Source organism: Achromobacter sp. FW305-C-28, assembly GCF_058783235.1.
Window position 1 is genome coordinate 64,738 of sequence record NZ_JBYSYL010000012.1, and the last position, 26,375, is coordinate 91,112.

The 26,375-nt window shown below is 67.4% G+C and carries 24 protein-coding genes; 17 read left to right on the forward strand and 7 right to left on the reverse strand.

Going from position 1 to position 26,375, the window contains the following annotated elements; translation table 11 throughout:
* Positions 1-30: 30 nt before the first annotated feature.
* A complete protein-coding gene (locus tag AC3WMR_RS24855) occupies positions 31-768 on the reverse strand; it encodes a sulfite exporter TauE/SafE family protein (RefSeq protein WP_492265926.1) in 738 nt (245 codons plus the stop codon).
* A gap of 223 nt (positions 769-991) precedes the next feature.
* Here AC3WMR_RS24855 and AC3WMR_RS24860 point away from each other — a divergent pair, with 223 nt between their 5' ends.
* From AC3WMR_RS24860 to AC3WMR_RS24875, 4 genes are all read left to right on the forward strand, one after another.
* Positions 992-2,524 carry a hypothetical protein gene (locus tag AC3WMR_RS24860; protein ID WP_492265925.1) on the forward strand — a complete coding sequence of 511 codons (1,533 nt, stop codon included), beginning with the start codon at positions 992-994 and terminating at the stop codon, positions 2,522-2,524.
* Between the two features lie 140 nt (positions 2,525-2,664).
* Positions 2,665-4,125 (forward strand): aldehyde dehydrogenase family protein, encoded by a 1,461-nt coding sequence (locus tag AC3WMR_RS24865; protein WP_492265924.1) that lies wholly within the window; start codon positions 2,665-2,667, stop codon positions 4,123-4,125.
* Positions 4,126-4,148: 23 nt separating this feature from the next.
* Complete coding sequence (locus tag AC3WMR_RS24870; RefSeq protein WP_025139828.1) at positions 4,149-4,628, forward strand: GlcG/HbpS family heme-binding protein; 480 nt, start codon at positions 4,149-4,151, stop codon at positions 4,626-4,628.
* A gap of 22 nt (positions 4,629-4,650) precedes the next feature.
* Positions 4,651-5,667 carry a 2Fe-2S iron-sulfur cluster-binding protein gene (locus tag AC3WMR_RS24875; protein ID WP_492265923.1) on the forward strand — a complete coding sequence of 339 codons (1,017 nt, stop codon included), beginning with the start codon at positions 4,651-4,653 and terminating at the stop codon, positions 5,665-5,667.
* A gap of 12 nt (positions 5,668-5,679) precedes the next feature.
* Here the strand turns inward: AC3WMR_RS24875 and AC3WMR_RS24880 are convergent, their stop codons facing one another.
* The 6 genes from AC3WMR_RS24880 to AC3WMR_RS24905 all read right to left on the reverse strand — a co-directional run bounded on the left by AC3WMR_RS24880 (position 5,680) and on the right by AC3WMR_RS24905 (position 12,397).
* On the reverse strand, positions 5,680-6,138 hold the full coding sequence (locus AC3WMR_RS24880; RefSeq protein ID WP_492265922.1) for a universal stress protein: 459 nt from the start codon (positions 6,136-6,138) through the stop codon (positions 5,680-5,682).
* Between the two features lie 104 nt (positions 6,139-6,242).
* The gene (locus tag AC3WMR_RS24885; protein WP_492265981.1) at positions 6,243-7,970 is read right to left on the reverse strand and encodes an ABC transporter ATP-binding protein; all 1,728 of its coding nucleotides are present in this window, start codon (positions 7,968-7,970) and stop codon (positions 6,243-6,245) included.
* A 5-nt stretch (positions 7,971-7,975) separates the two neighbouring features.
* Complete coding sequence (locus AC3WMR_RS24890) at positions 7,976-8,851, reverse strand: ABC transporter permease (RefSeq protein WP_492265921.1); 876 nt, start codon at positions 8,849-8,851, stop codon at positions 7,976-7,978.
* Complete coding sequence (locus tag AC3WMR_RS24895) at positions 8,848-9,825, reverse strand: ABC transporter permease (protein WP_025139823.1); 978 nt, start codon at positions 9,823-9,825, stop codon at positions 8,848-8,850. The genes AC3WMR_RS24890 and AC3WMR_RS24895 overlap by 4 nt, the downstream gene beginning before the upstream one ends.
* A 21-nt stretch (positions 9,826-9,846) precedes the next feature.
* Positions 9,847-11,535 carry an ABC transporter substrate-binding protein gene (locus AC3WMR_RS24900; RefSeq protein WP_492265920.1) on the reverse strand — a complete coding sequence of 563 codons (1,689 nt, stop codon included), beginning with the start codon at positions 11,533-11,535 and terminating at the stop codon, positions 9,847-9,849.
* A 34-nt stretch (positions 11,536-11,569) separates the two neighbouring features.
* Positions 11,570-12,397 (reverse strand): hypothetical protein, encoded by an 828-nt coding sequence (locus AC3WMR_RS24905; protein ID WP_492265919.1) that lies wholly within the window; start codon positions 12,395-12,397, stop codon positions 11,570-11,572.
* 232 nt (positions 12,398-12,629) lie between these two features.
* Here AC3WMR_RS24905 and AC3WMR_RS24910 point away from each other — a divergent pair, with 232 nt between their 5' ends.
* The 13 genes from AC3WMR_RS24910 (at position 12,630) to AC3WMR_RS24970 (ending at position 26,347) form a co-directional block, all read left to right on the forward strand.
* Positions 12,630-13,871 (forward strand): SfnB family sulfur acquisition oxidoreductase, encoded by a 1,242-nt coding sequence (locus tag AC3WMR_RS24910; RefSeq protein WP_492265918.1) that lies wholly within the window; start codon positions 12,630-12,632, stop codon positions 13,869-13,871.
* Positions 13,872-13,874: 3 nt separating this feature from the next.
* Positions 13,875-15,092, forward strand: a complete 1,218-nt coding sequence (locus tag AC3WMR_RS24915; RefSeq protein ID WP_492265917.1) for an SfnB family sulfur acquisition oxidoreductase — start codon at positions 13,875-13,877, stop codon at positions 15,090-15,092.
* 21 nt (positions 15,093-15,113) lie between these two features.
* Complete coding sequence (locus tag AC3WMR_RS24920; RefSeq protein ID WP_492265916.1) at positions 15,114-16,484, forward strand: LLM class flavin-dependent oxidoreductase; 1,371 nt, start codon at positions 15,114-15,116, stop codon at positions 16,482-16,484.
* A gap of 880 nt (positions 16,485-17,364) precedes the next feature.
* The gene (locus tag AC3WMR_RS24925) at positions 17,365-18,171 is read left to right on the forward strand and encodes a MetQ/NlpA family ABC transporter substrate-binding protein (RefSeq protein WP_263915401.1); all 807 of its coding nucleotides are present in this window, start codon (positions 17,365-17,367) and stop codon (positions 18,169-18,171) included.
* Positions 18,172-18,221: 50 nt separating this feature from the next.
* A complete protein-coding gene (ssuE, locus tag AC3WMR_RS24930; protein WP_025139816.1) occupies positions 18,222-18,815 on the forward strand; it encodes an NADPH-dependent FMN reductase in 594 nt (197 codons plus the stop codon).
* Positions 18,816-18,829: 14 nt separating this feature from the next.
* A complete protein-coding gene (locus AC3WMR_RS24935) occupies positions 18,830-19,795 on the forward strand; it encodes a sulfonate ABC transporter substrate-binding protein (protein WP_492265915.1) in 966 nt (321 codons plus the stop codon).
* An 18-nt stretch (positions 19,796-19,813) separates the two neighbouring features.
* Positions 19,814-20,986 carry an FMNH2-dependent alkanesulfonate monooxygenase gene (ssuD, locus tag AC3WMR_RS24940; RefSeq protein WP_492265914.1) on the forward strand — a complete coding sequence of 391 codons (1,173 nt, stop codon included), beginning with the start codon at positions 19,814-19,816 and terminating at the stop codon, positions 20,984-20,986.
* On the forward strand, positions 20,986-21,771 hold the full coding sequence (gene ssuC, locus AC3WMR_RS24945) for an aliphatic sulfonate ABC transporter permease SsuC (protein ID WP_492265913.1): 786 nt from the start codon (positions 20,986-20,988) through the stop codon (positions 21,769-21,771). Before ssuD ends, ssuC begins: the two co-directional genes overlap by 1 nt.
* A gap of 26 nt (positions 21,772-21,797) precedes the next feature.
* Positions 21,798-23,024, forward strand: coding sequence for an acyl-CoA dehydrogenase family protein (locus AC3WMR_RS24950; protein WP_492265912.1), 1,227 nt, complete (start codon positions 21,798-21,800; stop codon positions 23,022-23,024).
* A 28-nt stretch (positions 23,025-23,052) separates the two neighbouring features.
* Positions 23,053-23,862, forward strand: a complete 810-nt coding sequence (locus AC3WMR_RS24955; RefSeq protein ID WP_492265911.1) for a methionine ABC transporter ATP-binding protein — start codon at positions 23,053-23,055, stop codon at positions 23,860-23,862.
* Positions 23,862-24,524, forward strand: a complete 663-nt coding sequence (locus AC3WMR_RS24960) for a methionine ABC transporter permease (RefSeq protein WP_492265910.1) — start codon at positions 23,862-23,864, stop codon at positions 24,522-24,524. The genes AC3WMR_RS24955 and AC3WMR_RS24960 overlap by 1 nt, the downstream gene beginning before the upstream one ends.
* Before the next feature lie 16 nt (positions 24,525-24,540).
* Positions 24,541-25,374 carry a MetQ/NlpA family ABC transporter substrate-binding protein gene (locus AC3WMR_RS24965; RefSeq protein ID WP_175193217.1) on the forward strand — a complete coding sequence of 278 codons (834 nt, stop codon included), beginning with the start codon at positions 24,541-24,543 and terminating at the stop codon, positions 25,372-25,374.
* 31 nt (positions 25,375-25,405) lie between these two features.
* Positions 25,406-26,347 (forward strand): ATP-binding cassette domain-containing protein, encoded by a 942-nt coding sequence (locus tag AC3WMR_RS24970; RefSeq protein ID WP_492265909.1) that lies wholly within the window; start codon positions 25,406-25,408, stop codon positions 26,345-26,347.
* Positions 26,348-26,375 lie beyond the last annotated feature (28 nt).

Genomic DNA, 26,375 nt, shown 5'->3' on the forward strand with positions numbered 1-26,375 from the left:
GCGGTGTGGCGGTGATGCGGGTCGGCGGCGTCAACCCGTCCACAGGGCCTTGGCGATGACGCCCACCGCGCCCAGGGCGCAGGCGCCCAGCAGCACGCCGCGCACGGCGCGCGGGGGCAGCAGCCTGCGCAGGCGGCTGGAAACGGCAAAGCCGGCCAGCAGGAAGGGCGCCAGGCTGAGGGCCAGCCCGGCGTGGTAACCGGTATAGCGATTGGCCAGCGCCAGCATGGCCAGCGAGAAGATGGAACCCAGGAACAAGACCATGCCCAGCGTGGCGCGTAGCCGCGCGGGCTCGGCGTGCTGCAGCACGATGGCGATCGGCGGGGCGCCTACCGAGGTCATGGTGCCCATGATGCCCGAGGCTACGCCGGCGCCGGACACGCGGCCTGGCGTGGCGGCAAAGCGCAGGCCGGCCAGGCTGAGCGCGACAGCAGCCAGGATCATCACCGCGAACAACAGGCCCAGCGCCTGGGCCGAAAAGCGGGCCATGGCATAGATGGCGATCAGCGTGCCCGCGGCCCGGCCCGTCAGGGCGTAGCCCACCGCGGGCCAGTCGATCGCGGCGCGCTCGCGCAGGGCGGTCAGCAAGGAAATGAAGCCGCCCAATGTCAGCAATGGGCCGGGCGCCAGCTGGGGGAAGCACAGTGCGGCGACCGGCGCGGCGAACATGGCGAAGCCGATGCCGCCCACCCCCTGGGCCAGCGCGGCGCCGAACACCACGACCGCCATGGCCGTGTAGTGCCAGGCATCGGGAATGAAAGCGGTCATGCCATTGCGCCTTTATGTATACGGTAGTCCAAGAGATTTCTTCCTATGCACCATGACCGGGCACGATGCACCAGTTAGTACCCTGATTTCCCTGGGATATTCAAGAAAATTTCAGAATTATCGGTTTCCCTAGGCACTGCATATTTCGATGGGTATGCCTTCAAACTAAATATAGTATACCGACGTGGCGACTTAACAGCCACGTCGACAAGGGGAATCACGCATGCAATCGGACGTCGTGCTCAACGCCGCTCACTGGGTGTATCTGGCCAGTGTGGCCGCCATCATCCTGACGATGATCCTGCGGGCCAATGTGGTGGTGCCGTCGGTGATCGGCACTTTCCTGGTGGTGCTGGCCATCACGGGCAACCCGATCAGCGGGCTGATCGGCATTTTTTCCGCCAGCTTCGTAGCGGCCAAAGAGCTTTTCAACATCTTTCTGGTCATCACCTTCATGACGGCGCTGCTCAATGCGCTCAAGACGCTGCAGGCGGATGTGCGCATGGTGCAGCCGTTCCGGCGGGTGATGCGGGGCGGGCATTCGTCGTTCATCATCCTGGCGCTCTGTACCTATGTGATTTCGCTGTTCTTCTGGCCTACGCCGGCGGTGCCGCTGGTGTCGGCGATCCTGCTGCCCGCGGCCATTGCGGCGGGCCTGCCGCCCCTGGCGGGTGCGATGGCGATCGCCATTGCCGGGCAGGGCATGGCGCTGTCGTCGGACTACGTCATCGGCGTGGCGCCGGGCATCAGCGCCAAGGCGGCGGGCGCGGCGGTCAGCGCGGCGGTCGTGGCAGACCGCGCGCTGGTGCTGTCGTTGATCACCGGCGCGGTGGCGCTGACGGCCGCCTACCTGCTGATCCGCAAGCACATCGTGGCGGCCGACCCGGCGCTGTTGCCGGCCTGGCAGGCGCGGGCGCAGGACGGCAGCCTGGCCGAGATCGAGCACTCGGGCTCGTTCGACAAGGCTGAGCTGGCTCGCGGCACCATGGGCGCCAACCCCACGCTGCCGCGTGGCCCCGGGCTGGACGAGGCCGAACGACGCCGTGTTCGCTGGTCGCGCGTGTTCGCGGTGGTGACGCCGCTGGCGTTCCTGGGCGTGATCGCCGTAATGGTCGTGCCGCGGCTGGTTTCCGGCCTGCCGGCCCTGCGCGGCGGCGACGCGGCGGCGCTGGTGGGCGGCGTGGCCTTCGTCGTGATGATGTTCGTGACGCTGGCCGCCGAAGGCCCGCGCAAGATGCTGGACGTGTGCCCCGAGCACGTCACCGATGGCTTTGTGTTCGCCTTCAAGGCCATGGGCTCGGTGTTGCCGATTGCCGGCTTCTTCTTCGTGGGCGCCAATGAGACCGCGGCGCAGATCCTGGGCATGCCCCAGGCGCAGGCGCCGGGCCTGCTGTTCGAAGTGATCTCGGCGGGCCAGCACCTGATTCCCGAAAACCACTTCTTGGTCGCCTTCGGCGTGCTGCTGGTGGGCATGATCACCGGCATCGACGGCTCGGGTTTCGCCGGCCTGCCGCTGACCGGCACGCTATCGGGCGCGTTGGGCCCGGTGGTGGGGGTGGACGCAGCCACGCTGGCCGCGGTGGGCCAGATGGGCGCGGTCTGGACGGGCGGCGGCACGCTGATCGCCTGGTCTTCATTGATTGCCGTGGCCGGCTTTGCACGGGTTCACGTGCTGTCGCTGGTGCGGGCGCTGCTTGTACCGGTGCTGTTGGCGCTGTTCGTGTCCACCATCTGCGCCGTCCTGATCTGGCAGTGAGCGTTAACGGCTACCCGGGGGCGGCCGTCTTCGGGTTTACGCGGATCGAATAGCTTGGATTAAAGTATACAATGTTCAGAAATTACCTCAGACGGCCCATTTCCGGGCAATCAGGCCAGCCCGGCAAAGGAAGGCCCCCCGTGGACGATCTCTCGCAGCAGGAATTCCAGAACCATATTGGCGGCGAGTGGGCGCCTTGCGCCTCGGGCGCCACGGCCCCCAACCTCAATCCCGCCGACACGACGGACGTGGTGGGGCGGTTTCCGCTGTCGGACGCGACCGACGGCGCCCGGGCGGTGGCCGCCGCGCAGGCAGCGTTTGCCGCGTGGCGCGACACGCCGATCTCCAAGCGCGCAGCCATCCTGTTTCGCGCCGCCCAATACCTGGAAGACCACGCCGACAGCGTGGCGCGGGAACTGACCCGCGAAGAGGGCAAGGGCCTGGCGCTGGCGCGCGACGAAGTGCTGCGGTCGGCCCAGACCATCCGCTTCTACGCGGTGGAAGGGCAGTCGTTCACCGGCGAGACCTTCGTCAACGACGATCCCGACATGGTGGTCTACAGCCAGCGCGAGCCGCTGGGCGTGGTGACGGTGATTTCGCCGTGGAACTTCCCGATATCGATTCCGGCGCGCAAGATCGCCCCGGCACTGATCAGCGGCAATACAGTGGTCTTCAAGCCGTCGTCGGACGCGCCGCTGTCGGGCTACCGGCTGGCCGAAGCCTTCGTGCAGGCCGGGCTGCCTGCCGGCGTGCTGAACCTGGTTATCGGGCCGGCGTCCAAAGTGGGGGCGTCCATCACCACGGCGCCCGCCGTGCGTGCGATTTCGTTCACCGGGTCGACCGCCGCGGGCGAGCAGATCCACCGCGGCGCGGGCCTGACCACGCGCACGCAGATGGAACTGGGCGGCAAGAACCCGCTGATCGTGCTGGCCGATGCCGACCTGGACCGCGCGGTGGATCTGGCCGTGAAAGGCGGCTTTTCGCTGTCGGGCCAGGCCTGCACCGGCACCAGCCGGCTGCTGGTCGATCGAAAGGTGTTGCCGGCCTTTACCGACAAGCTGCTGGCAAGGATGAAGGCGCTGACCATCGGCAATGGCCTGGATGGCAATTTCGACCTGGGCCCGCTGGCCACGCAGAAGCAGCTGGATACCGTGCTGAGCTACGTGTCGGTGGGTAAGCAGGAAGCCACCCATCTGCTGGGCGGCGATCGTCTGACCGGCGAGGGCTTTGATCGCGGCTATTACGTCACGCCGGCCCTGTTTACCGATGTGACACAGCAGATGCGGATCGCCCGCGAGGAAATCTTCGGCCCGGTGCTGGCCCTGATTGCGGTGGACGGCTATGACGAGGCCATCGCCTGCGCCAACGATACGGAATACGGCCTGTCGGCCGCCATCGCCACGACCGATGCGCGCTATGCGCATCGCTTCGCCCGCGACATCCAGGCCGGCACGGTGAAAATCAACCGCACTACCACCGGCAACCTCATCAATGCGCCGTTCGGCGGCCTGAAAAGTTCCAGTACGTCGACGTTCCGCGAGTCGGGCCGCGTCGGGCTGGAGTTCTACACGCAGATCAAGACCGTCTACCGCGCCGGCTGACGGCCAACCTGGGAATCCCTGACATGAAGCAGATCTATCGCCTGGAACTGGAAGAAGCGCGCGCCATGGTGCGCGCGGCCATCGCCCGATCGGAGCAGATCGGCGTGCTGGAATCGGTATGCATCGTCGACGACGGCGGCTACCCGATAGCGCTGGAGCGCATGAACGGCGCCCGCATCACCGGCCCGCAGATCGCCTGGAACAAGGCCTTTACCGCCGCGGGCCACAAGCGCTCGACCCACCTGTTCACCACGCCGCCCAACGGCCCCGCGTTGCCGGGCAACGAGGCCTTCGGCATCCAATGGAGCTTCGAGGGCAAGTTCGCCGCCTTCGTGGGCGGCTTTCCCATCGTGGTCAACGACGAGGTGATCGGCGGGGTGGGCCTGAGCGGCGGCAACGGCGAGCAGGACACCCAGGCCGGCCTGGCCGCGTTGACGGCGCTGGCCGAACTGCTGGAGCCGCACGGCCTGAAAGTGCTGGTGCAGGCGGACATCAAGAAATAACCGACAGCCGGCTGGTGACCTCATGGCATACCGCGTGCATATCCTGGAAACCGAGCAGACCTTTCTGGTGGAGGAAGGCGAATCCGTGCTGGATGCCGCCACCCGCGCCGCGGTGAAGCTGCCGCACGAATGCACCTTCGGCGGCTGCGGCACCTGCCGCGTGAAGCTGGAGGCGGGGACGGTGACCTACGACGAGTTCCCCATGGCGCTGACGCCGGAAGAAGCGGCCCAGGGCTACGCGCTGGCCTGCCAGGCGCGGCCCCAAAGCGACCTGAGCCTGAGCGTGCCCGACCGGCGCGCGTTTGCCGAGCCGCGGCGCCTGCCCGCCCAGGTGCATCGCATCGCGCGGCTGTGCGACGACGTGATACACCTGACGCTGGCGCTGCCGCCGGATACACCGCTGGACTACGCGCCGGGCCAGTACATGAATGTGCTGCTGCCGGACGGCGAAACCCGCAGTTTCTCTATGGCGTCGGCCCCGGCCGGCAATCTGGTCGATTTTCATGTGCGCCGCATTCCCGGCGGCCGCTATACCGACCACTGGCTGGGCCAGGCGCAGGCCGGCGCGCCGCTGGAGATCGAGGCGCCGCTGGGCGTCTTCAGCTACCACGAGGAAGACTGGCGGCCGATGATCATGCTGGCGACGGGCACGGGCATCGCCCCGATCAAGGCCATCCTGGAATCGCTGCTGGACAACGACGATTGCCCGCCGGTGAGTCTGTACTGGGGCATGCGCACCGAAGCCGACCTGTACTTGCGCAACGAGATCGAAAGCTGGGCGGGGCGCCTGTACGAGTTCAACTTCGTGCCCGTACTGTCGCGCGCGGGGGCGGACTGGCAGGGCCGCCGCGGCCATGTCCAGCAGGCGGTGCTGCAAGACCATGCCGACCTGTCGGAACACGCCATCTACCTGTGCGGCGCCCCGGCCATGGTCAGCGAAGCCACGACGCTGCTGGCCGCGCGCGGCGCCAGCCTGGACCATGTGTATGCCGACAGCTTCACGTTCCAGCATGCGGCGGTGGCGGCCGCCACCCCCTGAGCCTTCAATCCTTCACGCGGCCTTCGGACGGTCTTGCCGGAACACCAGTACCGGCAGCTTCGTGCGCGCCAGCACCCGTTGGGTTTCGCTGCCCAACAGGAAGCCCGTCATGCCGTGGCGCCCGTGCGAACCCATCACGATCAGGTCGCAATGATGCTGCAGCGACGCTTCGACGATGGCTTCGTGGGGATGGTCGTTGACGGCGACCGCGGTGCTGCAGGGCACCAGGGCGTGGCGCGCCTCCATTTCCAGGCCATCGAGATACGCGGCGGCGTTCTTGCGGGCCTGGTCGGTGGGCGGGGCCTGGTGCGCGCCCAGCATTTCGGCCTGGTAGACCAGCAGGTGGTCTTCCGGAATGGCACGCAGGATCGTGATCGAGGCCCCCATTTCCTTGGCGAAAACGAGTGCTTGCTTGAAGGCCGATTCGGACGTGAGAGAGCCGTCCACGGCGATGAGCAGATGCCTGTACATGTTGCGTCTCCTTTGAGAAAAGGAAGGTCCAGCAACGGGTGAATTCAGTATAGGCCTGCGTCTGGCCGCAATCCAGTAGTGCGTTGGGAGGAGGGGGGCGCCCGCTATGCGATGCGGCGCAGCGTCTCGCCGTCTCCGGCCAGCCCGCGCGGCAGCGCCTCGATCAGGCTGCGCGTGTACGGATGCCGGGCGTCGCGCCAGAGGGTGGCGTTGGGCCCTTCTTCGACGATCCGGCCCGCATTCATGACCAGCACCCGGTCGGCCAGGTAGTGCACCACCGACAGGTCGTGCGAGATGAACAGGTACGACAGGCCGAATTCTGCCTTCAGGTCCACCAGCAGGTTCAGGATCTGCGCCTGCACCGACACGTCCAGCGCCGACACGGGTTCGTCGCAGATCACCAGCGCCGGCCGCAGCACCAGCGCGCGGGCGATGCCGATGCGCTGGCGCTGGCCGCCCGAGAATTCGCTGGGGTAGCGGGCCAGCGCGGCCTGCGGCAGGCCCACGGCATCTAGCATGTGGGTGATGCGGCGGCGGCGCTCATGGCGGTCGGTGACGTGGTGGATGCGCAGCGCGGCTTCCAGGATGTCGGCCACCGTATGGCGCGGGTTGAGCGAGGCGTAGGGGTCCTGGAAGATCATCTGCACGCTCTGGCGGTAGGCGGCCAGGTCGCGTTTGCCAAGGTGGGTGGTGTCCTGGCCACGCAGCAGGATGTGGCCGCCGGCGGGGGCCAGCAGGCGCACCAGGGTGCGAGAAAGCGTCGATTTGCCGCAACCGGATTCGCCCACCAGGCCCAGCGTCTCGCCCCGCTCGATCTGGAACGACACGCCGTCCACGGCGGCCTTGGCGCCCTGGCGGGTCGCGTAGTCCACCCGCAGGTCGCGCACCTGCAACAGCGGCACGGCATCGGGCACGGCGGGGTCGTTGGCGGCGGCGACGCGGGGCGGGGTGACCAGCCCGAAGACGGGCCGCCCGGATGCCGGATCCAGCCGCGTGCGGATTTCCGGCAGGCGGCGCAGGCGGTAGTGGGTGGCGTCGTCCAGCCGCAGCGAGGCGCCCAGCAGGCCACGGGTGTACGGATGGCGCGGTTGCGACAGCAACGCCGACGCCAGGCCTTCCTCGACCTTCTCGCCGGCCACCATCACGGCGACGCGGTCTGCCCAGTCGCCCACCACGGCCAAGTCGTGCGTGATCAGCAGCAAGCCCATGCCCAGGTCGGCGCGCAGGTCGTCCAGCAACCGCAGGATCTGCGCCTGCACGGTGACGTCCAGCGCCGTGGTGGGCTCGTCGGCCACCAGCAGGGCAGGCTCGCAGGCGATGGCGGCGGCGATCATGGCGCGCTGACGCTGGCCGCCCGACAACAGGTGGGGATAATCGTCGACCCGGCGCTGCGGCTCCGGCACCCGCACCAGGTCCAGCAACTCAATGGCGCGCTGGCGTGCGGCGCGGGCCGTGGCGCCGCGATGCAGGCGCAGGGCCTCGCCGATCTGTTCGCCCAGCGTCAGCACCGGGTTCAGGCTGGTCATGGGTTCCTGGAAGATCATCGCGATGCGGTCGCCGCGCAGCGCACACCGCTGACGTTCCGGCAGGGCCAGCAGGTCGCGGCCTTCGAACAGGATGCGGCCGCTGGCACGGGCGTGGCGCGGCAACAGGCCCAGCAACGCCAGCGCGGTGGTGGACTTGCCGCAGCCGGACTCGCCCACCAGCGCCAGTGTTTCGCCGGCGCGGATCTGCAGGTCCAGTCCGCTGACGGCCTGGTGGCCGGGAAAGGCCACGTTCAGCCCTTGGATGTCGATCAGTGTGGTCATGGCGTTCGTGTGGACAAGCCCCAGGCGGGTCAGCGCGCGGGGGCGGGCGCCGTGGCCGTGCGGCGCCGCAGCTTGGGGTTGAGCGCGTCGTTGATGGCGTCGCTGAGCAGGTTCAGCGCCAGCACGGCGGCCATGATGGTCAGGCCGGGCAGGGCGGTCATGTACCAGGCGGTGCGCAGGGCCTCGCGGCCGGCGCCCACCATGCTGCCCCAGCTGACCACGTTGGGGTCGCCCAGGCCCAGGAACGACAGCCCGGCTTCCGACAGGATGGCGTTGGCCACCAGCACGGCGGTGGTGACGATGATGGGCGGCAGGGCGTTGGGAAGAATTTCGCGGAAGATGATGCGGGCGTGTCCCGCGCCCAGCGCCTGGGCGGCGCGCACGAATTCGCGTTCGCGCAGCGCGATGAATTCGCCGCGCGTCAGGCGCGCGATGCCGGTCCAGGACGTGACGCCCAGCGCGAAGATGATGGTGGACAGCGACGGCCCCAGGATCGCCACCAGCACGATCGCCAGCAGAAACGACGGCACGGTCTGGAACAGCTCGGTCACGCGCATCAACACCGCGTCGGTACGCGGGCCGGCGTACCCGGCAAAGGCGCCCACCAGCAGACCGATACCCAGTGCAATGGCGGCGGATGCGCCGCCCACCAGCAGCGACACGCGCGCGCCGTGGAACAGGCCGGCCAGGATGTCGCGGCCCATCAGGTCGGTGCCGGCGGGAAACTCGGCGTCGCTGCCCGGCCAGGTGAAGGGCGCACCCACCATCTCCAGCGGGTCGCCGGGGTACAGCCAGCCGGCGGTGGCGGCAGCGCCCAGCAGCAGCACCAGGATGGCCGCGCCAATGGCGGCGGACGGCGCGCGCAACAGGCGCAGCGTGGCAAGCGAGCCGATACGCAGCGTCATGCTTTTCTCACACGGGGATCCAGCCATCCGTAGGTGGCGTCGACGGCAATGTTCATCACCGCCACCAGCGCCGCGCTCATCAGCAGGATGCCCAGCAGCAGGTTGACGTCGCGGCTGGCGATGGCCTCGAATGACAGCTGGCCCAGGCCGGGCCAGGCGAACACGGTTTCCACCACGATGCTGCCGCCCAGCAGCGCGCTGCTCTGCAGGCCCAGCATGGTGACGACGGGCAGGATGGCGTTGCGCAGCGCATGGCGCCAGATCACCCGGGCCTCGCCATTGCCGCGAGCGCGCGCGGTGCGGATATAGTCTTCCTGCAGCGTTTCGATCATGGACGCGCGCGACAGCCGCGCGTAGATGGCCACGTAGTAGATCGCCACCGTGGCCACCGGCAGCGCCAGATGCCGCGCATAGTCCAGCCACAGCGCCCAGCCCTGGTAGGCCGCGCCCACGTCGCGGATGCCGCCGACCGGCAGCCAATCCAGATGCACGCCGAATCCCACGATGAGCATCAGCGCGGTCCAGAACATCGGCGCCGAATAGCCCGCCGTGGCCAGGGCCGACAGCAGCGTGTCCAAGAGGCCATGTGGCCGCCGGGCCGCCAGCACGCCCAGCAGCACCCCCAACACCACTGACAGCGCCAGCCCCGTGCCGATAAGTGCCAGCGTGGCGGGCAGCCGGCCAAAGATCAGCGTCGCCACCGGCTCGCCATAGCGAAACGAATAGCCCAGGTCCAGCGACGCCAGGCTTTTCAGGTAATAGCCCAGTTGCGCCAGCACGCTCTGGTCCAGCCCGTAGGCCAGCCGCAGCTCGGCCACGTGGGCCGGGGTGATGCCGCTGTTTTCCGCGGCGATCACGTCCACCAGGTCGCCGGGCACCAGCTTGAGCAGGAAGAAATTCGCCACCGCCGTGGCGCCCACCACGAACAGGATCTGCAGCAGGTAGCGGACGGGGCGGGGCAGGCGCGCGAACATGGCTGGTGGGTCCCGCGGCGCTCAGGCCTTGCCGAGCCAGACGTTGGCGAAGTTGTTGCGCGAGTGGGACGACGCGTCGGTCACGTTGCGCAGCTGCTTGTCCCAGACGCCGAACCAGCGGAATTCGAACAGGCCGATCAGCGGCAGGTCGCGCTGCGCCAGCCGTTGCACCTCGTTGTACTGTTCGATGCGCTTTTTCGGGTCGGTCTCGACCTGGGCGGCCTCGATGGCGCGGTCCATGTCGGGGTTGTTGTAGCCGGACGCGTTGTACCAGGGCGTACCGCGGGCTTCAGCGCGGCTCCAGTAGCGGGTTTCGACCCCCAGTTGCGGGTCGATCAGCACCGTGCCCCACGAGCTGATCAGCTGGAAGTTGTAGTCGGTGAAGACGTTGCGGGTCCAGGTGGCCAGGTCCAGGCCGCGCAGGGTGACGTCGATGCCGATCTTGCGCAGCGCCTGCCGCACGAATTCGCCCGTGCGGCGGTAATCGTCGCCGAACGGAATGTAGTCGTGGGTCAGCGCAAAGCGCCAGCCGCCGGCGCCGCGCGGATAGCCGGCCTCGTCCAGCAGCTTTTCGGCCAGCGCGGGGTCGTAGGCGTACTGCTGCACGTTGGGGTTGTGGTACGGCTTGACCAGCGACGGCACCGGGCTGACAAAGGGCTCGGCATAGCCGTTCCAGACAGTCTTGACCAGCGCCTGCTTGTTGACCGCATGGGCGATGGCCTGGCGCACCTTCAGGTTCGACAGGATGGGGTCGCGCAAGTTGGCTTCCAGCCATAGCCACGCGGCAAAGCCGTTGTAGCCGGACGTGTCCACCGCCAGCTTGGGCAGCTTGGACAGGCGGGTGGCGTCGGTGAAGGCCACCGGATTGCGCTCGCCATACGAGACCGCGCCAGTTTCCAGCGCGGTGGCGCGGCCGGACACGTCGGGCACGATCTTCCAGACGATGCGGTCCAGGAAGGGGCGTTCGGGCTGCCAATAGTGCGCGTTGCGTTCGAGCACGATGTAGTTGCCGCGATTCCATTCCTTGAAGACGAACGGCCCCGTGCCCACCGGCTTGTTGTTGTATGGGTTGTTCTGGATGTCGGTGCCTTCGAAAAGGTGGCGCGGCAGAATCGGCGCGCCCAGCGAGTCGATGGCGTTCAGCGCCACCGGCGTGGGCTGCGACAGGTGTAGCACCACGGTGTGGTCGTCAGGCGTTTCCACCTGCTTCAGGTACTGGAACACGCGGCGCGCGCTGGGCGCGTGCTTCAGCCAGACCTCTTCGGCGGACCACTTCACGTCGGCCGCGGTGAACGGCTTGCCGTCGTGCCACAGCACGCCCTGGCGCAATGCAAAGGTGATGGTCTTGCCGTCTTCCGACACGGTCCAGCTTTCGGCCAGCACGGGCCGCGGTTTCAGGTCGGGGCCGTATTCCACCAGGCCGTCGAAGATCTTGCTGGCCACGGCGCCCGTGGGCGTCGACGAGTTCAGATAGAAGGCCAGCGTCGGCGGCTCGGGGTGCACCACGGCGTTCAGCACGCCACCCGGGGTGGCGCCTTGCAGCGTGTTCGGCAGGCTCTGCGTGTCGGCATGGGCCGGCGCGAAGATCACGTTGGGAAACAGCGCGCCGGTGCCCATCAGCGCACCGGCGCTGAGTAGCCAGCGGCGCAGGGGGTTGACGGTGTCCTGCGGCGCGTCGATGTCGAACGCCGGGGGCAAGGGCTGGGTCATGCGGGTTCCTTCGGTCGTGATGGGCGTCGCCGGGTCAGGCGGCCAGGCTGGTCAAGGGGGGCAGGTCGTCGGGGGCCACGCGCAGCAGCGTGGCCAGCAGCTCGCGCCGCCAGGCGTCGTACAGCGCGACGTGGCCGCGGGTATCCAGGCCGGTGGCGTGCAGGTTCAGTTGCCAGGAATCGCGCAGGTAGGGCGCAAGAATGCGTTGCACGTCTTCATCGGCCTGGATCAGGCTTTCGGTCCAGTCGTGGCGCTGGGCCTCGCTGGCGTTCGCCAGCTTGCGCAGCCACCATTGCGTGATGCGGATACGGTGCGCTTCTTCGTCGGGCAGGATGCGGTTTTCGCCGAATTCGCGATGGCCGAAGTCCAGCACGCGGGCGGTGCGGCGGTTCACGAACAGGCGCGCCAGGATGTAGTGTTCGTAATGGAATTGCCAGGCCAGGAAGTTCTGCCAATTGCGCAGCGCAAAACCGCCAATCAGGTCCCAGGCATCGCGCACGCCTTGCTCGACCTCGGGCAAGGGGTCGCGGCCCAGCAGCACGGCGGCGCGGCCGCGCGAAAATTCCGCATGGGCTGCGTCGTCGCCCAACTGGCGTGCCAGGGCGAACTGGAACTCGGTGTCGTCGCGGAACAAGCCGGCAATGGCATGCGCCGCCACCTGCGTGATGAACAGGTCGTGCACGGTGTTCCAGATGGCGTATTCGCCGGCTGCCCGGCGCTCGTCCGCATTGGCCAGGTCGCGTGGCGGTTCGATGCGTGCGGCCGGAATATTGGGCGCCACGACAACGCGGATGTCGTCGAACAGCCGCGCTTCCAGCGCGCCGTCGTAGTCCAGGGCAATAGGCAGATCCAGTTCGGGCATGAAGGCGGGCGGCAAGGCGCAGGGCTCGGAAAAGCTTGACTCTAAGCAAGCGCGAAAGCCGGCCGCAAACACTCTTTGGTGATTTCGTTATGCCGCCGCGACGCCTGCTAACAGGTAGCGTGGGGCACGGCGCGGCATATACCGATTTCAAATATCCGCATGAGAAATCCGTCCTTCCGCGCGCCGGGCCGCGCCGATAGGCTGCATGTTTTCACCCCTGGCGCCCCGTCTCATGCCGCAAGCCGCAGCTTCCCCCTTTCCGCAGGACAACGACGAGGCCCCTCGCGTGGTGCCGGCCGCCCGGCTGCGCAGCGATGCAGAGGCACTCGACGCCGCGCATGCGCTGGCCGCCGACTTCGCACAGGGCGCGGCGCAGCGCGATCGGGACCGCAGCCTGCCGTGGCGCGAGATCGAACGCTATTCCGCCAGCGGCCTGGGCGGCATCACGGTGCCGCGCGAATACGGTGGCGCCCAGGTGTCGCACGTGACGCTGGCCGAGGTGTTTCGCATCATCAGCGCGGCCGACCCGTCGCTGGGGCAGATTCCCCAGAATCATTTCGGCTCGCTCAACCTGCTGCGCCAGGTGGGCACGCCGCAGCAGAAGCAGTACTACTACGAAGGCGTGCTGGCCGGCCGTCGCCTGGGCAACGCCGGCCCCGAACGCCACACCCGCCATGCGCGCGACGTGCAGGCGCGGCTGGTGGCCGAGGGCAATGGCTACCGGCTGTCGGGGCGCAAATACTATTCCACCGGTGCGCTGTACGCGCACTGGATACCCACCAAGGCGCTGGACACCGAAGGCCGCCTGGTGACGGTGCTGCTGGATCGCGGCGCGCCGGGCCTGACGGTGGTGGACGATTGGTCCAGCTTCGGCCAGCGCACCACCGCCAGCGGCACGGTGCTGCTGGACAACGTGCGGGTCGAACCTGACGCCGTGCTGCCGGCCTGGGCGGTGCAGGAAAAGCCCGCGCTGCAAGGCCCGTTCGCCCAATTGATGCAGGCCGCCATCGACGCCGGCATTGCCGAGGCCGCGCTGAACGACACCGTCAAATTCCTGCGCGAACGCGCCCGCCCGTGGGCCGAGGCCGGCGTCGAGCGCGCCACGCAAGACCCCTATGTGATCGGCGACGTAGGCCGCCTGTTCATCGACCTGCACGCCGCGCAGGCCGTGCTGCTGGAAGCCGCCGCACACCTGGACGACGCCACCCCGCGCACGCTGGACGCCGACGACGTGGCCGCTGCATCCATCGCCGTGGCGCGCGCCAAGGCGCTGACCACCGAGATCGCGCTGGCCGCCAGCGAAACGCTGTTCGAGCTGTCCGGCTCGCGTTCATCGCTGGCGGAATTCAACCTGGATCGCCATTGGCGCAATGCCCGCACCCACACGCTGCATGACCCGGTGCGCTGGAAGTACCACGCCGTGGGCAATTATCTGCTGAACGGCCGCCGCCCCAACCGCCATTCCTGGATCTGAGCCATGAGCGACACGCCCATTTCGACCCTGGCGCCGCAGCGCGCCGCCATCATCGCCAGCGATGCCCAGGCGCTGGACGTTGCGCGCGCGCTGGCGGCCGACTTCGCCCTGGAGGCCGCCCAGCGCGACCGCGAACGGCGCCTGCCGCTGCCGGAACTGGAGCGCTATTCGCAATCAGGTCTGTGGGGCATCACCGTGCCGCGAGAATACGGCGGGGCGGGGGTCTCGCGGGTGACGCTGGCCGAAGTGACCGCGATCATCTCGGCCGCCGACGGCTCGCTGGGCCAGATTCCGCAAAACCACTATTACGCGCTGGAAGTGCTGCGCGTGAACGGCAGCGCCGACCAGAAGCGCCGCTTCTACGCCCGCGCCCTGGCCGGGGAACGCTTCGGCAACGCCCTGGCCGAGGTCGGCACGCGCACCGCGGCGGAACGCCGCACCCGCCTGTCGCCGGACGGCGAGGGCGGCTGGCACATCAACGGCAGCAAGTTCTATTGCACGGGCGCCCTCTACGCGCAGTGGATTCCCACCGCCACGGTGGGCGATGACGCGATCCAGCGCCTGGCGTTCGTGCGCCGCGACAGTCCCGGGGTGGAGGTGATCGACGACTGGTCGGGTTTCGGCCAGCGCGTGACGGGCAGCGGCACGGTGCTGTTCAAGGACGTGGCGGTGCCAGCTGAGAACGTGATGGTGCTGGCCGACCCCACTGCGCCGCCCAACACGATCAAGCCGCTGGCGCAGATCATCCACGCCGCGATCGACCTGGGCATCGGCCAGGCGGCGCTGGCGGACGCGCTGGAGTTCGTGCGCAATCGCTCGCGCCCGTGGATCGATGCGGGCGTGGAGCGCGCAGCCGACGACCCGCTGACGCTCAGCGAATTCGGCCGCCTGTCGATCCGTCTGGATGCGGCAAGGGCGCTGGTGGCCCGTGCTGGCCGCATCCTGGACGTGGCAACCGCAGACCCGCAACCGCGCCTGGTGGCAGCCGCCGCCATTGCGGTGGCCGAGGCCCGCGCGCTGACGACGGAATCGGCGCTGGCGGCGGGCACGAAGTTGTTCGAGCTGGCCGGCACGCAGGCCACGCTGGACCACCTGAACCTGGACCGCCACTGGCGCAACGCGCGCACCCACACGCTGCACGACCCGGTGCGCTGGAAGCGTCATGCGGTGGGCAACTACTACCTGAACGACGCGGTCCCCGGCCGGGTCGGCACCACCTGACACTTAGGAAAGCGGCACGCCATGGCGAAGAAGCAAATCCTCCTGAACGCGTTCAACATGAATTGCGTGGGCCACATCAACCACGGCCTGTGGACGCACCCGCGCGACACGTCGACGCAATACAAGACGCTGGACTACTGGACGGACCTGGCGCGCCTGCTGGAACGCGGCCTGTTCGACGGCCTGTTCCTGGCTGATATCGTGGGGGTGTACGACGTGTACCAGGACTCGGCGGACCTGACGCTGCGCGAGTCGATCCAGCTGCCGGTGAACGACCCGCTGCTGACGGTGTCGGCAATGGCCGCCGCGACGCGTCACCTGGGTTTCGGGGTGACGGTGAACCTGACGTACGAGGCCCCCTACCTGCTGGCCCGGCGCTTTTCGACGCTGGACCACCTGACGAACGGCCGCATCGGCTGGAACATCGTGACGGGCTACCTGGAGAGCGCGGCGCGGGCGATGGGGCTGTCGGAGCAGATCGCGCACGACGAACGCTACGACCGCGCGGACGAGTTCCTGGAAGTGGCCTACAAACTGTGGGAAGGCAGCTGGGACGACAAGGCGGTGCGCGCGGATCGCGCGGCCCGAGTCTATGCGGACCCGGAGGCGGTGCGCCGGATAGACCACGAGGGCAAGTACTACAAGGTGCAGGGCTATCACCTGTCGGAACCGTCACGCCAACGCACGCCGGTGCTGTACCAGGCCGGCTCGTCCGGCCGCGGCCAGGCGTTCGCGGCGCGCCACGCGGAATGCGTGTTCGTGTCGAGCCAAACCAAGGAAGGCCTGCGCAAGCTGGTGGCAAGCGTACGTGAGTCGGTCGCCAAGGAAGGCCGCGACCCGCGCGACATCAAGTTCTTCATGGGCGTGACAGCGGTGGTGGGCAAGACGGAGGCCGAGGCCAGGGAGAAGCACGCGGAATATCTGCGCTACGCGAGTCCAGAGGCCGGCCTGGCACACTATGCGAGTTCAACGGGGATAGACTTTTCGCAATACAGGAACGACGAGCCGATACGCTATGTGAAGAACAACGCGATCGAGTCCGCAGTGAAGAATCTGACGGTGGCCAGGACGGACCGCACCGTGAACGACCTGCTGGCGGACATGGCGCTGGGCGGCCGTTATCCGGCGCTGGTGGGCAGCGGGTCGCAGGTGGCAGAGGAACTGGCCTCCTGGGTGGAAGAAACAGATATCGATGGCTTCAATCTGGCGCGGACGGTGACGCCTGAGTGCTATTCGGACTTTATCGATCTGGTGGTGCCTGAGTTGCAGGAACGTGGGGTTTTTAAGAGTTCTTATGTCGAGGGGACGCTTCGGGAGAAGCTTTTTGGGGTGGGGCGGAGTCGGTTGCCTTTGGAGCATGTGGCGGGGGACTTCCGGGGGGTGATTGTTTGATGCTTCGGGTTCTTAGGTTGCTCTGTGCTTCGTAGGTCGTCCCTCGCGGCGGTGGCATGCGGGGCGGGCGCCCACGATTGCGGTCCGGAGCCTTCGCTCCGGACGTCCCCGTCGTCATCGTCGTCCGCCTTCGGCTCCCTTCCGATTCCCTCGGGCGCATCGAGGTTGCCCGCCCCGCATGCCACCGCCGCGAGGGACTACGCGCGTCTGGGTTCGTCGCGCTGTTAGACCTGTGGTCAGGGCATGAGATCTGCAGGGTCGCCAAGCCGCGGCCGCGCGGGCGGCCACGTTTGGCATTCGTGTTGCTGACAGTGTTGCGGATGCGCTTCGCGCTGTTGGAGATTGGTTTTCTATTGGGTCGCACATCGTGGGGGGAGGGGCGGTGATGGGCGGCGCGGCAGGCGCCTGATTGCGCATGCTGACTGTCTCGCGCGCCGCCCATCAGGCGCTGCACACTGATGTGGAACGCCACGGCATCCGCGCCGCTAGAAAACAACATCCTCACCTACACGCGGGAGCGGCATCGGCGCACGCAAGACGCCGCGTAAGCTTCGTAAGGCCGCCCGCGCGGCCGGCACGAAGCGGGCACCGTCCCACCCCGCCCACCCCCACTGACCGTGAAAAAAACGCCAAGCACACCGCCCGTCCCAGCGTCCGTGAATGATCCTAACCGACACCGCCAAGCGCGACTTAAGAACCCAACCCCACGCACAACCAAACCCCAAAAAACCCCCAGAAATATCGTCATATTTCCAAAAATCAGCCATTCCGACCGAAACCAATCTTCGTCACATAACTTCATACCGACTAAGTATTTTTCCGCCCCGCCCCACGATGCCAGAATCAACCATCGATTCTCTGCATACCCGGAAAAAACACGATGTCGTTCGCCAAGAACCTGCTAGCCATCACGGCAATCGCCTTTGCGATCGCGCCTGCTGCCCACGCTGATACGCAAGATAAAAAGACCATCACCGTCGGCATCTCCGTCGGCACGACCGAGAAGATCTTTGACGTCGTCAAACAAGTCGCTGCCCGTCAAGGTCTTGAGATCAAGCTCGTCAAATTCAATGATTACCAGCTGCCCAACGCGGCGCTCAATGCGGGTGATCTGGATGCCAATGCGTTTCAGCACAAGCCTTTCCTGGATAACCAGATCAAGGCGCGAGGCTTTGACATCGTGCCCGTGGGGCTGACCGTTACCGCGCCGCTGGGGTTCTATTCGCGCAAGATCAAGTCGCTCAATGATTTGCCCGAAGGTGCATCCGTCGGCATTCAGAACGATCCTTCCAACGGCAACCGGGCGTTGCGCCTGCTCGCCGCTTATAAGCTCATTACTCTCAAGCCCGAGGCCGAGCAGAAGAACAATGCCACGCCGCTTGATGTCGTCTCCAATCCGCGCAAGCTCAAGCTGGTGGCGCTGGATGCGGCCCAGTTGCCGCGTTCGCTGGATGACCTGACTGCTGCTTCCATCAACAACGACTACGCCACGCAGGCGGGCCTGGTGCCGGCGCGTGATGCCATCGGGCGCGAAGCGGCGGATGGGCCTTATGCCAATGTCATTGCCGTGCGCACCAAAGACCGGGACCAGCCCTGGGTCAAGAAACTGGTGTCGGCCTATCAGTCGCCCGAAGTGCGGGCCTTCATCGAAAGCGAATTCAAGGGTTCGCTGATTCCCGCCTTCTGAAACGGCCTGGCGCCGCGCAGGATTCTTCAACGCTACACCGGCCATCTGACATGAGCATTCTTACCCTGGCGGGCAGTCCGTCGCAGCGCTCCCGTTCTTCCGCCTTGCTGCGCCATGCCGCGCAGCTGTTGCGGGCGCGGGGGTTGGGCATCATCGAATTGGGGCTGCGCGACATTCCTGCCGAAGACCTGGTTGAAGGGCACTACACCGGGGCTGCCGCCAATGCCTTGCGGGCGCGGGTGGCTACGGCCGATGCCGTGCTGATTTCCACGCCTGTCTACAAGGCCTCGTTTTCGGGCGGGTTGAAGGCCGTGCTGGATCTGTTGGACGAAAAGGCGTTGGCGGGCAAGGTGGTGCTGCCGATTGCCACCGGCGGCAGTCCGGCGCATCTGCTGGCGCTGGAGTATGGCTTGAAGCCCGTGCTGTCCGCGCTGGGCGCGCGGCACATTCTTGCCGGGGTCTATGCCACCGACAAGCAGGTGAGCATCGACGATGCGGGCGCCAGCCAGATCGATGCGGACGTGCTGGCGCGGCTGGAGGATTCGGTCGAGCGGCTGGCCGAACAGGTGGCGCCGCGGGGTGCGGTTGTCAACGAAGCATTTGACCTGGGCCGGCTCGCGCTTGCGGGCGGCTTCAGCGTCTGAAACGGAGGTTTTCCATGCGCAGCGTGATCTGGGTGTCCCGTCTTTCCGTGTTCCGCTGGTTGGCGGCGTTGCTGTGCGCAGCGCTGCTGTGGCCCACGGCACAGGCGCAGGATGCCAAGACGTTGCGTATCGGCTTTCAGAAGTACGGCACCCTGACCATCGTGCGGGCGCTGGGGGACCTGGACAAGCGCCTGGCCGCGCAGGGCATCACGGTGAAGTGGACCGAGTTTCCCGCCGGCCCGCAGTTGCTGGAAGGCTTGAACGTCGGTTCCATCGACTTCGGCACCGTGGGTGAAGCGCCGCCCGTGTTCGCGCAGGCCGCGGGTGCGGCGTTGGTGTACGTGGGCAACGAACCGCCATCGCCCACCAGCGAGGCCATCCTGGTGCCCAAGGATTCTGCGATCAAGAGCGTGGCCGACCTGAAGGGCAAGAAAGTTGCGCTGAACAAAGGGTCCAACGTGCACTACCTGCTGGTCAAGCTGCTGGAGCGCGCAGGCGTGGCCTATGGCGACGTCAACGTGGTCTACCTGACGCCGGCCGATGCGCGTGCCGCGTTCGAGCGTGGGTCGGTCGATGCGTGGGTCATCTGGGACCCGTTCCAGGCTGCCGCCGAAAAGCAGTTGGGCGCACGGGTGCTGGCGGACGGCACCGGCGTGGTGAAGAACTATCAATTCTTCCTGGCCGCGCGGGCCTACGAAAAAGCGCGTCCGGACGTGATCCGGACGGTGCTGGACGAAGTGCGCAAGGGCGACCTGTGGGCGCGCGACCATCGCGTGGAAGCCGTGGCGCTGTTGCAGCCGGTGCTGGGACTGGACAAGGCCGTGGTCGAACTGGCGGCCGACCGGCTGGCTTACGGCGTGCAGCCGATCACGCGGGAAGTGCTGCAGGAACAGCAGCAGGTGGCGGACGCGTTCCACGCGCTCAAGCTCATTCCCCAACCCCTCAACGTGTTCGACGCTGCGCCGTCGGATCTGAAATAGACAAGGGCAGGCCTACCCATGGACGTCTTCTGGTTCATCCCCACCCACGGCGATTCGCGCTATCTCGGCACCAGCCAGGGCGCGCGCGCGGCCAGCTACGACTACTTCCGCCAGGTCGCGGTGGCGGCCGACACGCTGGGTTATGACGGCGTGCTGCTGCCCACCGGCCGGTCGTGCGAAGACGCCTGGGTGGTGGCCTCCAGCCTCATCGGCGCCACGCGCCGCCTGAAGTTCCTGGTGGCCATCCGGCCGGGGGTCAGTTCGCCGCAGTTCTCGGCGCGCATGGCCGCCACGTTTGACCGTCTGTCCGAAGGGCGGCTGCTGGTCAATGTGGTGACCGGCGGCGATCCCGGCGAGCTGGAAGGCGACGGCGTGTTCGTCAGCCACGACCAGCGCTACGCCATCACGGCCGATTACCTGCGCATCTGGCGCGGCATCCTGGAAAACAGCCACGACGCCGAGGGCTACAGCTTCGAAGGCGAACAACTGGTGTCCAAGGGCGGCAAGGTGATCTACCCGCCGGTGCAGAAGCCCTATCCGCCGTTGTACTTCGGCGGCTCGTCCGAGGCCGCGCACGAACTGGCGGCCGAGCAGCTGGACGTGTACCTGACCTGGGGCGAAGCGCCCGACGCCGTGGCGGCCAAGATCGCCGACGTGCGCGCCCGCGCGGCCAAGCATGGCCGTACGGTGCGCTTTGGCATCCGCCTGCATGTCATCGTGCGCGAGACGGAAGACGCGGCCTGGGCGGCGGCCGACGAACTGATCAGCCATCTCAGCGAAGACTCGGTGCGCGCGGCGCAAGCCGCATTCTCGAAAATGGATTCGGAAGGCCAGCGCCGCATGGCGGCGCTGCACGGCGGCAAGCTCAACGACGAGCAGGGCGGGCGCAAGCACCTGGAAATCTCGCCCAACCTGTGGGCAGGCGTCGGGTTGGTGCGCGGCGGGGCCGGCACGGCCCTGGTGGGGGACCCCGAGACCGTGGCCGCGCGCATCCAGGAATACGCCGACCTGGGCATCGAGACCTTCATTTTCTCGGGCTATCCGCACCTGGAAGAGTCGTACCGCTTTGCCGAACTGGTGTTTCCGCTGCTGCCCGGCAAGGGCGGCAACAAGGTCGGAAACACCGTGCTGACCGGCCCGTTCGGCGAAGTCATGGCCACCGAACTGGTGCCCAGGGAATCGGCCAGTTGATGAACGCCGCCCAGAAGCCCGGCGGCTGGCGCGCGGCGTTGATGCCGTGGCTGGTCCCCGCCCTGATTTTGCTTGCGTGGCAGTTGGCCGCGCAGGCCGGCTGGCTGTCGTCGCGGATTCTGCCTGCGCCCTCGAAGGTGGCAGCGGCCGCCTGGTCGCTGGCGGTGTCGGGCGAGCTCTGGCAGCACGTGCGCATCAGCGCCTTGCGGGCGCTGTGGGGCTTGCTGCTGGGCGGTGGGCTGGGCCTGGCGCTGGGCTTGCTGAACGGTTCGTCTCGCACTGCCGAGACCTTGCTGGACACCACCTTGCAGATGATCCGCAACATCCCGGTGCTGGCGCTGATTCCGCTGATCATCCTGTGGTTCGGCATCGAGGAAACCGCCAAGTTGGTGCTGCTGTCGCTGGGGGTGTTCTTTCCCGTCTACCTGAATACCTTTCACGGCATTCGCTCGGTGGACCCGGCGCTGATCGAAATGGGGCGCTCGTACGGCCTGACCGGCTGGCGCCTGTATCGCGACGTGATCCTGCCGGGTGCGTTGCCGTCGATCCTGGTCGGCCTGCGCTTCGCGCTGGGGCTGGTGTGGGTGATTCTGATCGTCACCGAAACCATCTCGGCGCAATCCGGCATCGGCTACATGACCATGAACGCGCGCGAATTCCTGCAGACCGACGTGGTGTTGCTCGGCATCCTGCTCTATGCCTTGCTGGGCAAGGTGGCCGATACGCTGGCGCGGGCGCTGGAACGGCGCCTGTTGCGCTGGAATCCGGCCTATCGGCCGGCCTGAGCGCCCATTCCTTGCAACGAGATTCCATGGCCAAGACTTCCACAGACCAAGATGCGAACCGGGTGCCCCATGGCGGCGCCGCGCCGGCACGCGGCGCCGATGCGGCTCGCGCCGTCCAGGCCCTGGCAGCGCAACTGGCCGCCACCGCCGTCGAACGCGACCGCGCGGGCGGCCATGCCGCCGCCGAGCGTGAACTGATCCGCGCCAGCGGCCTGTTGCGCCTGTCTGTCCCCACGCAGTATGGCGGCGCGGGCGCCAAGTGGTCGACGGTGCTGGACGCCGTGCGCACGTTGGCCGAGGCCGACAGCGCGCTGGCGCATGTGTTCGGCTTTCACCATCTGCAAGTGGCGGGCGTGCTGCTGTACGGCACGACCGAGCAGCACGAGTATTTCCTGCGGCCTACGGTCGAACGTCATCTGTTCTGGGGCAATGCGCTCAATCCGCTGGACCGGCGGGTGGTGGCGCGCGCCGAGCTGGACGGCTATCGCATCGACGGCGTCAAGAATTTCAGTTCGGGTTCGGTGGGCTCTGACCTGCTGACGTTTTCGGCCTGGCACAAGACCTCCGGCACGGCCCTGATCGCCGCCTTGCCGACGCGCACGGACGGCATCACCGTCAACCCCGACTGGGATGCCTTCGGCCAGCGCCAGACCGACAGCGGCACCGTGCGCTTCGATCATGTGCGGCTGGAACCGATCCAGGTGTTGCAAGCGCCGGGTGTGGCGCCCACGCCGCGCGCCACGCTGCGTTCGCAGGTGGCGCAACTGATCATGACCAATCTGTACCTGGGCATCGCGCGCGGCGCCTTCCAGGAAGCGCGCCGCTATGTGCGCGACCACGCACGGCCCTGGTTCGCGTCGGACGTGCAGCGCCATGCCGACGACCCCTATGTGCAGGAACGCTTCGGCGAATTCTGGCTGCGGGTGCAGGCCGCGCAGGCGTTGGCCGACCTGGCGGGGCAGCAGCTGGACACCGCGCTGGCGCGCGGGCCGTCGCTGACCGCCGACGAGCGCGGCGAAGTGGCTGTGGCCGGCGCCCAGGCCAAGGTGCTGGCGCACCGCGCGGCGCTGGATGTCGGCACTGGCCTGTTCGACGTGACCGGCGCCTCGTCCACCGCGGCACGCCATGGCTATGACCGTTTCTGGCGCAACGCCCGCGTGCACACGCTGCACGATCCCGTGGCCTACAAGATCCGCGACCTGGGCCGCTACGCATTGCTGGACCAGATTCCCGAACCCACCGCGTATTCCTGACACGCATGACTTCCCCTTTCCTGATCCGATGACCGATATTGCTTCCCTTTCCGACGTTGCCGCCGCGACGCAGCCGCTCATCCGCCTGGACGGCGTGAGCAAGGCCTTCGCCACGCGCGCCGGGCGCTTTGATGCCGTGCGCGACGTGTCGCTGTCGATCCGCGCGGGCGACACCTTCGGCATCATCGGCAAGAGCGGCGCGGGCAAGTCCACCCTGCTGCGCCTGATCAACCTGCTGGAGCGCCCCGACGCGGGTGCGGTGCGGGTCGGCGGCACCGAACTGACGGCGCTGGCCAAGCGTGACCTGCGGGCCGCGCGCCAGAACATCGGCATGATCTTCCAGCAGTTCAACCTGCTGCAGAACGAGACCGTGTTCGAGAACGTGGCCTTCCCCTTGCGCGTGCACGGCGGACGCAGCCGCGAACAGATTTCGGCGCGCGTGCGCGACTGCCTGGATATCGTCGGCCTGACCGACAAGACGACCAGCTATCCAGCGCAATTGTCGGGCGGCCAGAAGCAGCGCGTGGCCATCGCTCGCGCCCTGGCCAGCGAGCCGGCCGTGCTGCTGTGCGACGAACCGACCTCGGCGCTGGACCCCGAAACCACCCGCTCCGTGCTGAGCGTGCTGCGAGACATCAACAAGCGCCTGGGCGTGACTATCGTGATCGTCACGCACGAACTGGCCGTGGTGCGCGCGCTGTGCCGCCACGTCGCGGTGATGGAAAACGGCCAGGTGCTGGAGCAGGCCGAGATCTCGGGCGCCGGGGTGCACCTGTCGTCGGCGCTGGGCCGCGAGCTCATCCGCGAAGCCACCCACCCCTATGAAGAGGTCGCGTAATGCTGGATACCTTTTTGCAATTGCTGCCCGAGCTGGGCGTGGCCGTCGGCCAGACCTTCCTGATGCTGGGCATCGCGTTGGCGGCGTCGATCCTGCTGGGCGGGCCGCTGGGCGTGCTGGTGTTCCTGACGGGGCCGGGGCAGTCGCTGGACCGCCCGGTGGCGCACCGGCTGCTGAGCTGGACGGTCAATACCGTGCGCTCGTTCCCTTTCATCATCCTGCTGGTGGCGCTGGTGCCGTTCACGCGGGTCATCGCCGGCACGTCCATCGGGCCGGTCGCCGCCGCGGTGCCGCTGTCGTTCGCCGCCATTCCGTATTTCGCCCGCCTGGTCGAACAGTGCCTGCGCGAGGTGCCGCGCGGCGTCATCGAGGCCGCGCATGCGGCCGGCGCGTCGGAATTGCAGATCGTGCGCCGCGTGCTGCTGGTGGAGGCGCGTTCGGGCCTGGTGCTGGCGCTGACCGTGCTGGCCGTCAGCTTCCTGTCCTATTCCGCGGTGGCGGGCGTGGTGGGCGGCGGCGGCATCGGCGACCTGGCCATCCGCTATGGCTACTACCGCTTCCAGACCGACGTGATGGTGCTCACCGTGGCGCTGCTCGTCGTGCTGGTGCAGATCATCCAGTTCGCCGGCAATACCGTCGCGCGACGTATCGACAAACGCTGATTCCAGAGGCAAGACCATGTCCATGACCCGCAATCTCCTGACCCTGGCGCTGACCGCCGCCGCGCTGTCGCTGTCCGCCGGCGCGCAGGCCGCCGACCCCGCCAAGAAGGAAATCGTGTTCGGCGCCACCGCCGGCCCCTACAGCGACCAGATCAAGCTGGGCATCAAGCCCATTCTGGAAAAACAGGGCTACACCGTGCGCATCGTCGAATTCAACGACTACGTGCAGCCCAATTTCGCGCTGGCCCAGGGCGCGCTGGACGCCAACGCGTTCCAGCACATCGTGTACCTGAAGAACTTCGCGTCCAAGAACAAGCTGGAACTGTCCGAGCTGGTCAAGGTGCCGACCGCGCCCATCGCCATCTACAGCCGCAAATACAAGAGCGTGGACGCGGCCCCTGAAGGCGTGAGCGTGGCCGTGCCCAACGATCCCACCAACCAGGCGCGTGCGCTGGTGGTGCTGCAGGAACTGGGCTGGATCAAGCTGCGCGAAGGCTACGACCCCTTGCAGGTGTCCGAGAAGGACGTGGCCGTGAACAGCAAGAAGATCAAGCTGATTCCGCTGGAAGCCGCGCAACTGCCGCGGTCGCTGGAAGACACCGACTATTCCTTCGTGAACGGCAATTTCGCGCTGGCCTCGGGCCTGAAGTTGACCGAAGCGCTGGCGCTGGAAAAGACCACGCCCACCTACCAGAATCTGGTGGCCGTGCGCACGGCCGACCTGGACAAGCCGTATGTCAAGGACATCGCCGCGGCCTATGCCTCGCCCGAGTTCCTGGCCGTGACCGAAAAGTCGTTCGCCGGCTTCGTCAAGACCGACTACCAACAGAAGCTCGCCGCGACCCGCTAGGGCGCAGCGCACGCCACGGGAGGTTGCGGCCATGTTCATCAACCCCAACGAGTTCGAGCTGCTGCAGCACCTGGACGTGCCGGGGCGAATCGAGCCGGATGCCGTGCAGGACGACGAGCCCGCCACCCGTCCCGCGCTGCGCGTGACCTTGCGCAAGCTGGCCAAGCGCTATGGCGAACGCGTGGTGCTCAACGGCCTGGACCTGGAATTCGCGCCCGGCGAATTCGTGGCAGTGGTGGGGCAAAGCGGCTGCGGCAAGAGCACGCTGCTGCGCCTGTTGGCGGGGCTGGAGACCGCCAGCGGCGAGCAGGGCGGCCTGCCTGCCCGTTCGCCCGTGCTGTTCGACAACTTTCCGCAGTGGTCGGCCGATAGCCGGGTGCGCATGATGTTCCAGGACGCGCGCCTGTTGCCCTGGAAGAGCGTGCTGCAGAACGTGGCGCTGGGCCTGCCCGGACAAGCCCGGGCGCAGGCCGCTGCCGTGCTGCGCCAGGTGGGCCTGGGCGACCGTGGCGGCGACTGGCCGGCGCAGTTGTCGGGCGGCCAGCGCCAACGCGTGGCGCTGGCCCGCGCGCTGGTGCATCGGCCCGGCCTGTTGCTGCTGGACGAGCCGTTGGGCGCGCTGGACGCGCTGACGCGCATCGGCATGCAACAACTGATCGAAGACATCTGGCGGCGCGACGGCTTTACCGCGGTGCTGGTGACGCACGACGTTGGCGAAGCCGTGGCGCTGGCCGACCGCATCCTGGTGATCGAGGACGGCCGCGTGGCGCTGGACGAACGCGTGACGCTGGCGCGGCCCCGCGCGCGCGGTTCGGCCGCCTTCGCAGCGCTGGAAGCACGGGTGCTGCGCGTCGTGATGAAGCAGGGGATAGAGCAGAAAACAGAGCAGGAAACAGGGCAAGAAACGGCGGCGCAGGGGGACAGGCCTCTCGCGCCAGTCATACAGATCCGGCACCTGCGGCTGGCGGTATAGCGCCGTCACGCCCGGGCCGCTACCGCGG

Bases quoted from the DNA above. Each gene is read 5' to 3' on its own strand.
- AC3WMR_RS24855 (WP_492265926.1), bottom strand. From the start codon at position 768: ATGACCGCTTTCATTCCCGATGCCTGGCACTACACGGCCATGGCGGTC.
- AC3WMR_RS24860 (WP_492265925.1), top strand. From the start codon at position 992: ATGCAATCGGACGTCGTGCTCAACGCCGCTCACTGGGTGTATCTGGCC.
- AC3WMR_RS24870 (WP_025139828.1), top strand. From the start codon at position 4,149: ATGAAGCAGATCTATCGCCTGGAACTGGAAGAAGCGCGCGCCATGGTG.
- AC3WMR_RS24875 (WP_492265923.1), top strand. From the start codon at position 4,651: ATGGCATACCGCGTGCATATCCTGGAAACCGAGCAGACCTTTCTGGTG.
- AC3WMR_RS24880 (WP_492265922.1), bottom strand. From the start codon at position 6,138: ATGTACAGGCATCTGCTCATCGCCGTGGACGGCTCTCTCACGTCCGAA.
- AC3WMR_RS24890 (WP_492265921.1), bottom strand. From the start codon at position 8,851: ATGACGCTGCGTATCGGCTCGCTTGCCACGCTGCGCCTGTTGCGCGCG.
- AC3WMR_RS24895 (WP_025139823.1), bottom strand. From the start codon at position 9,825: ATGTTCGCGCGCCTGCCCCGCCCCGTCCGCTACCTGCTGCAGATCCTG.
- AC3WMR_RS24900 (WP_492265920.1), bottom strand. From the start codon at position 11,535: ATGACCCAGCCCTTGCCCCCGGCGTTCGACATCGACGCGCCGCAGGAC.
- AC3WMR_RS24905 (WP_492265919.1), bottom strand. From the start codon at position 12,397: ATGCCCGAACTGGATCTGCCTATTGCCCTGGACTACGACGGCGCGCTG.
- AC3WMR_RS24910 (WP_492265918.1), top strand. From the start codon at position 12,630: ATGCCGCAAGCCGCAGCTTCCCCCTTTCCGCAGGACAACGACGAGGCC.
- AC3WMR_RS24915 (WP_492265917.1), top strand. From the start codon at position 13,875: ATGAGCGACACGCCCATTTCGACCCTGGCGCCGCAGCGCGCCGCCATC.
- AC3WMR_RS24920 (WP_492265916.1), top strand. From the start codon at position 15,114: ATGGCGAAGAAGCAAATCCTCCTGAACGCGTTCAACATGAATTGCGTG.
- AC3WMR_RS24925 (WP_263915401.1), top strand. From the start codon at position 17,365: ATGTCGTTCGCCAAGAACCTGCTAGCCATCACGGCAATCGCCTTTGCG.
- ssuE (WP_025139816.1), top strand. From the start codon at position 18,222: ATGAGCATTCTTACCCTGGCGGGCAGTCCGTCGCAGCGCTCCCGTTCT.
- AC3WMR_RS24935 (WP_492265915.1), top strand. From the start codon at position 18,830: ATGCGCAGCGTGATCTGGGTGTCCCGTCTTTCCGTGTTCCGCTGGTTG.
- ssuD (WP_492265914.1), top strand. From the start codon at position 19,814: ATGGACGTCTTCTGGTTCATCCCCACCCACGGCGATTCGCGCTATCTC.
- ssuC (WP_492265913.1), top strand. From the start codon at position 20,986: ATGAACGCCGCCCAGAAGCCCGGCGGCTGGCGCGCGGCGTTGATGCCG.
- AC3WMR_RS24950 (WP_492265912.1), top strand. From the start codon at position 21,798: ATGGCCAAGACTTCCACAGACCAAGATGCGAACCGGGTGCCCCATGGC.
- AC3WMR_RS24955 (WP_492265911.1), top strand. From the start codon at position 23,053: ATGACCGATATTGCTTCCCTTTCCGACGTTGCCGCCGCGACGCAGCCG.
- AC3WMR_RS24960 (WP_492265910.1), top strand. From the start codon at position 23,862: ATGCTGGATACCTTTTTGCAATTGCTGCCCGAGCTGGGCGTGGCCGTC.
- AC3WMR_RS24965 (WP_175193217.1), top strand. From the start codon at position 24,541: ATGTCCATGACCCGCAATCTCCTGACCCTGGCGCTGACCGCCGCCGCG.
- AC3WMR_RS24970 (WP_492265909.1), top strand. From the start codon at position 25,406: ATGTTCATCAACCCCAACGAGTTCGAGCTGCTGCAGCACCTGGACGTG.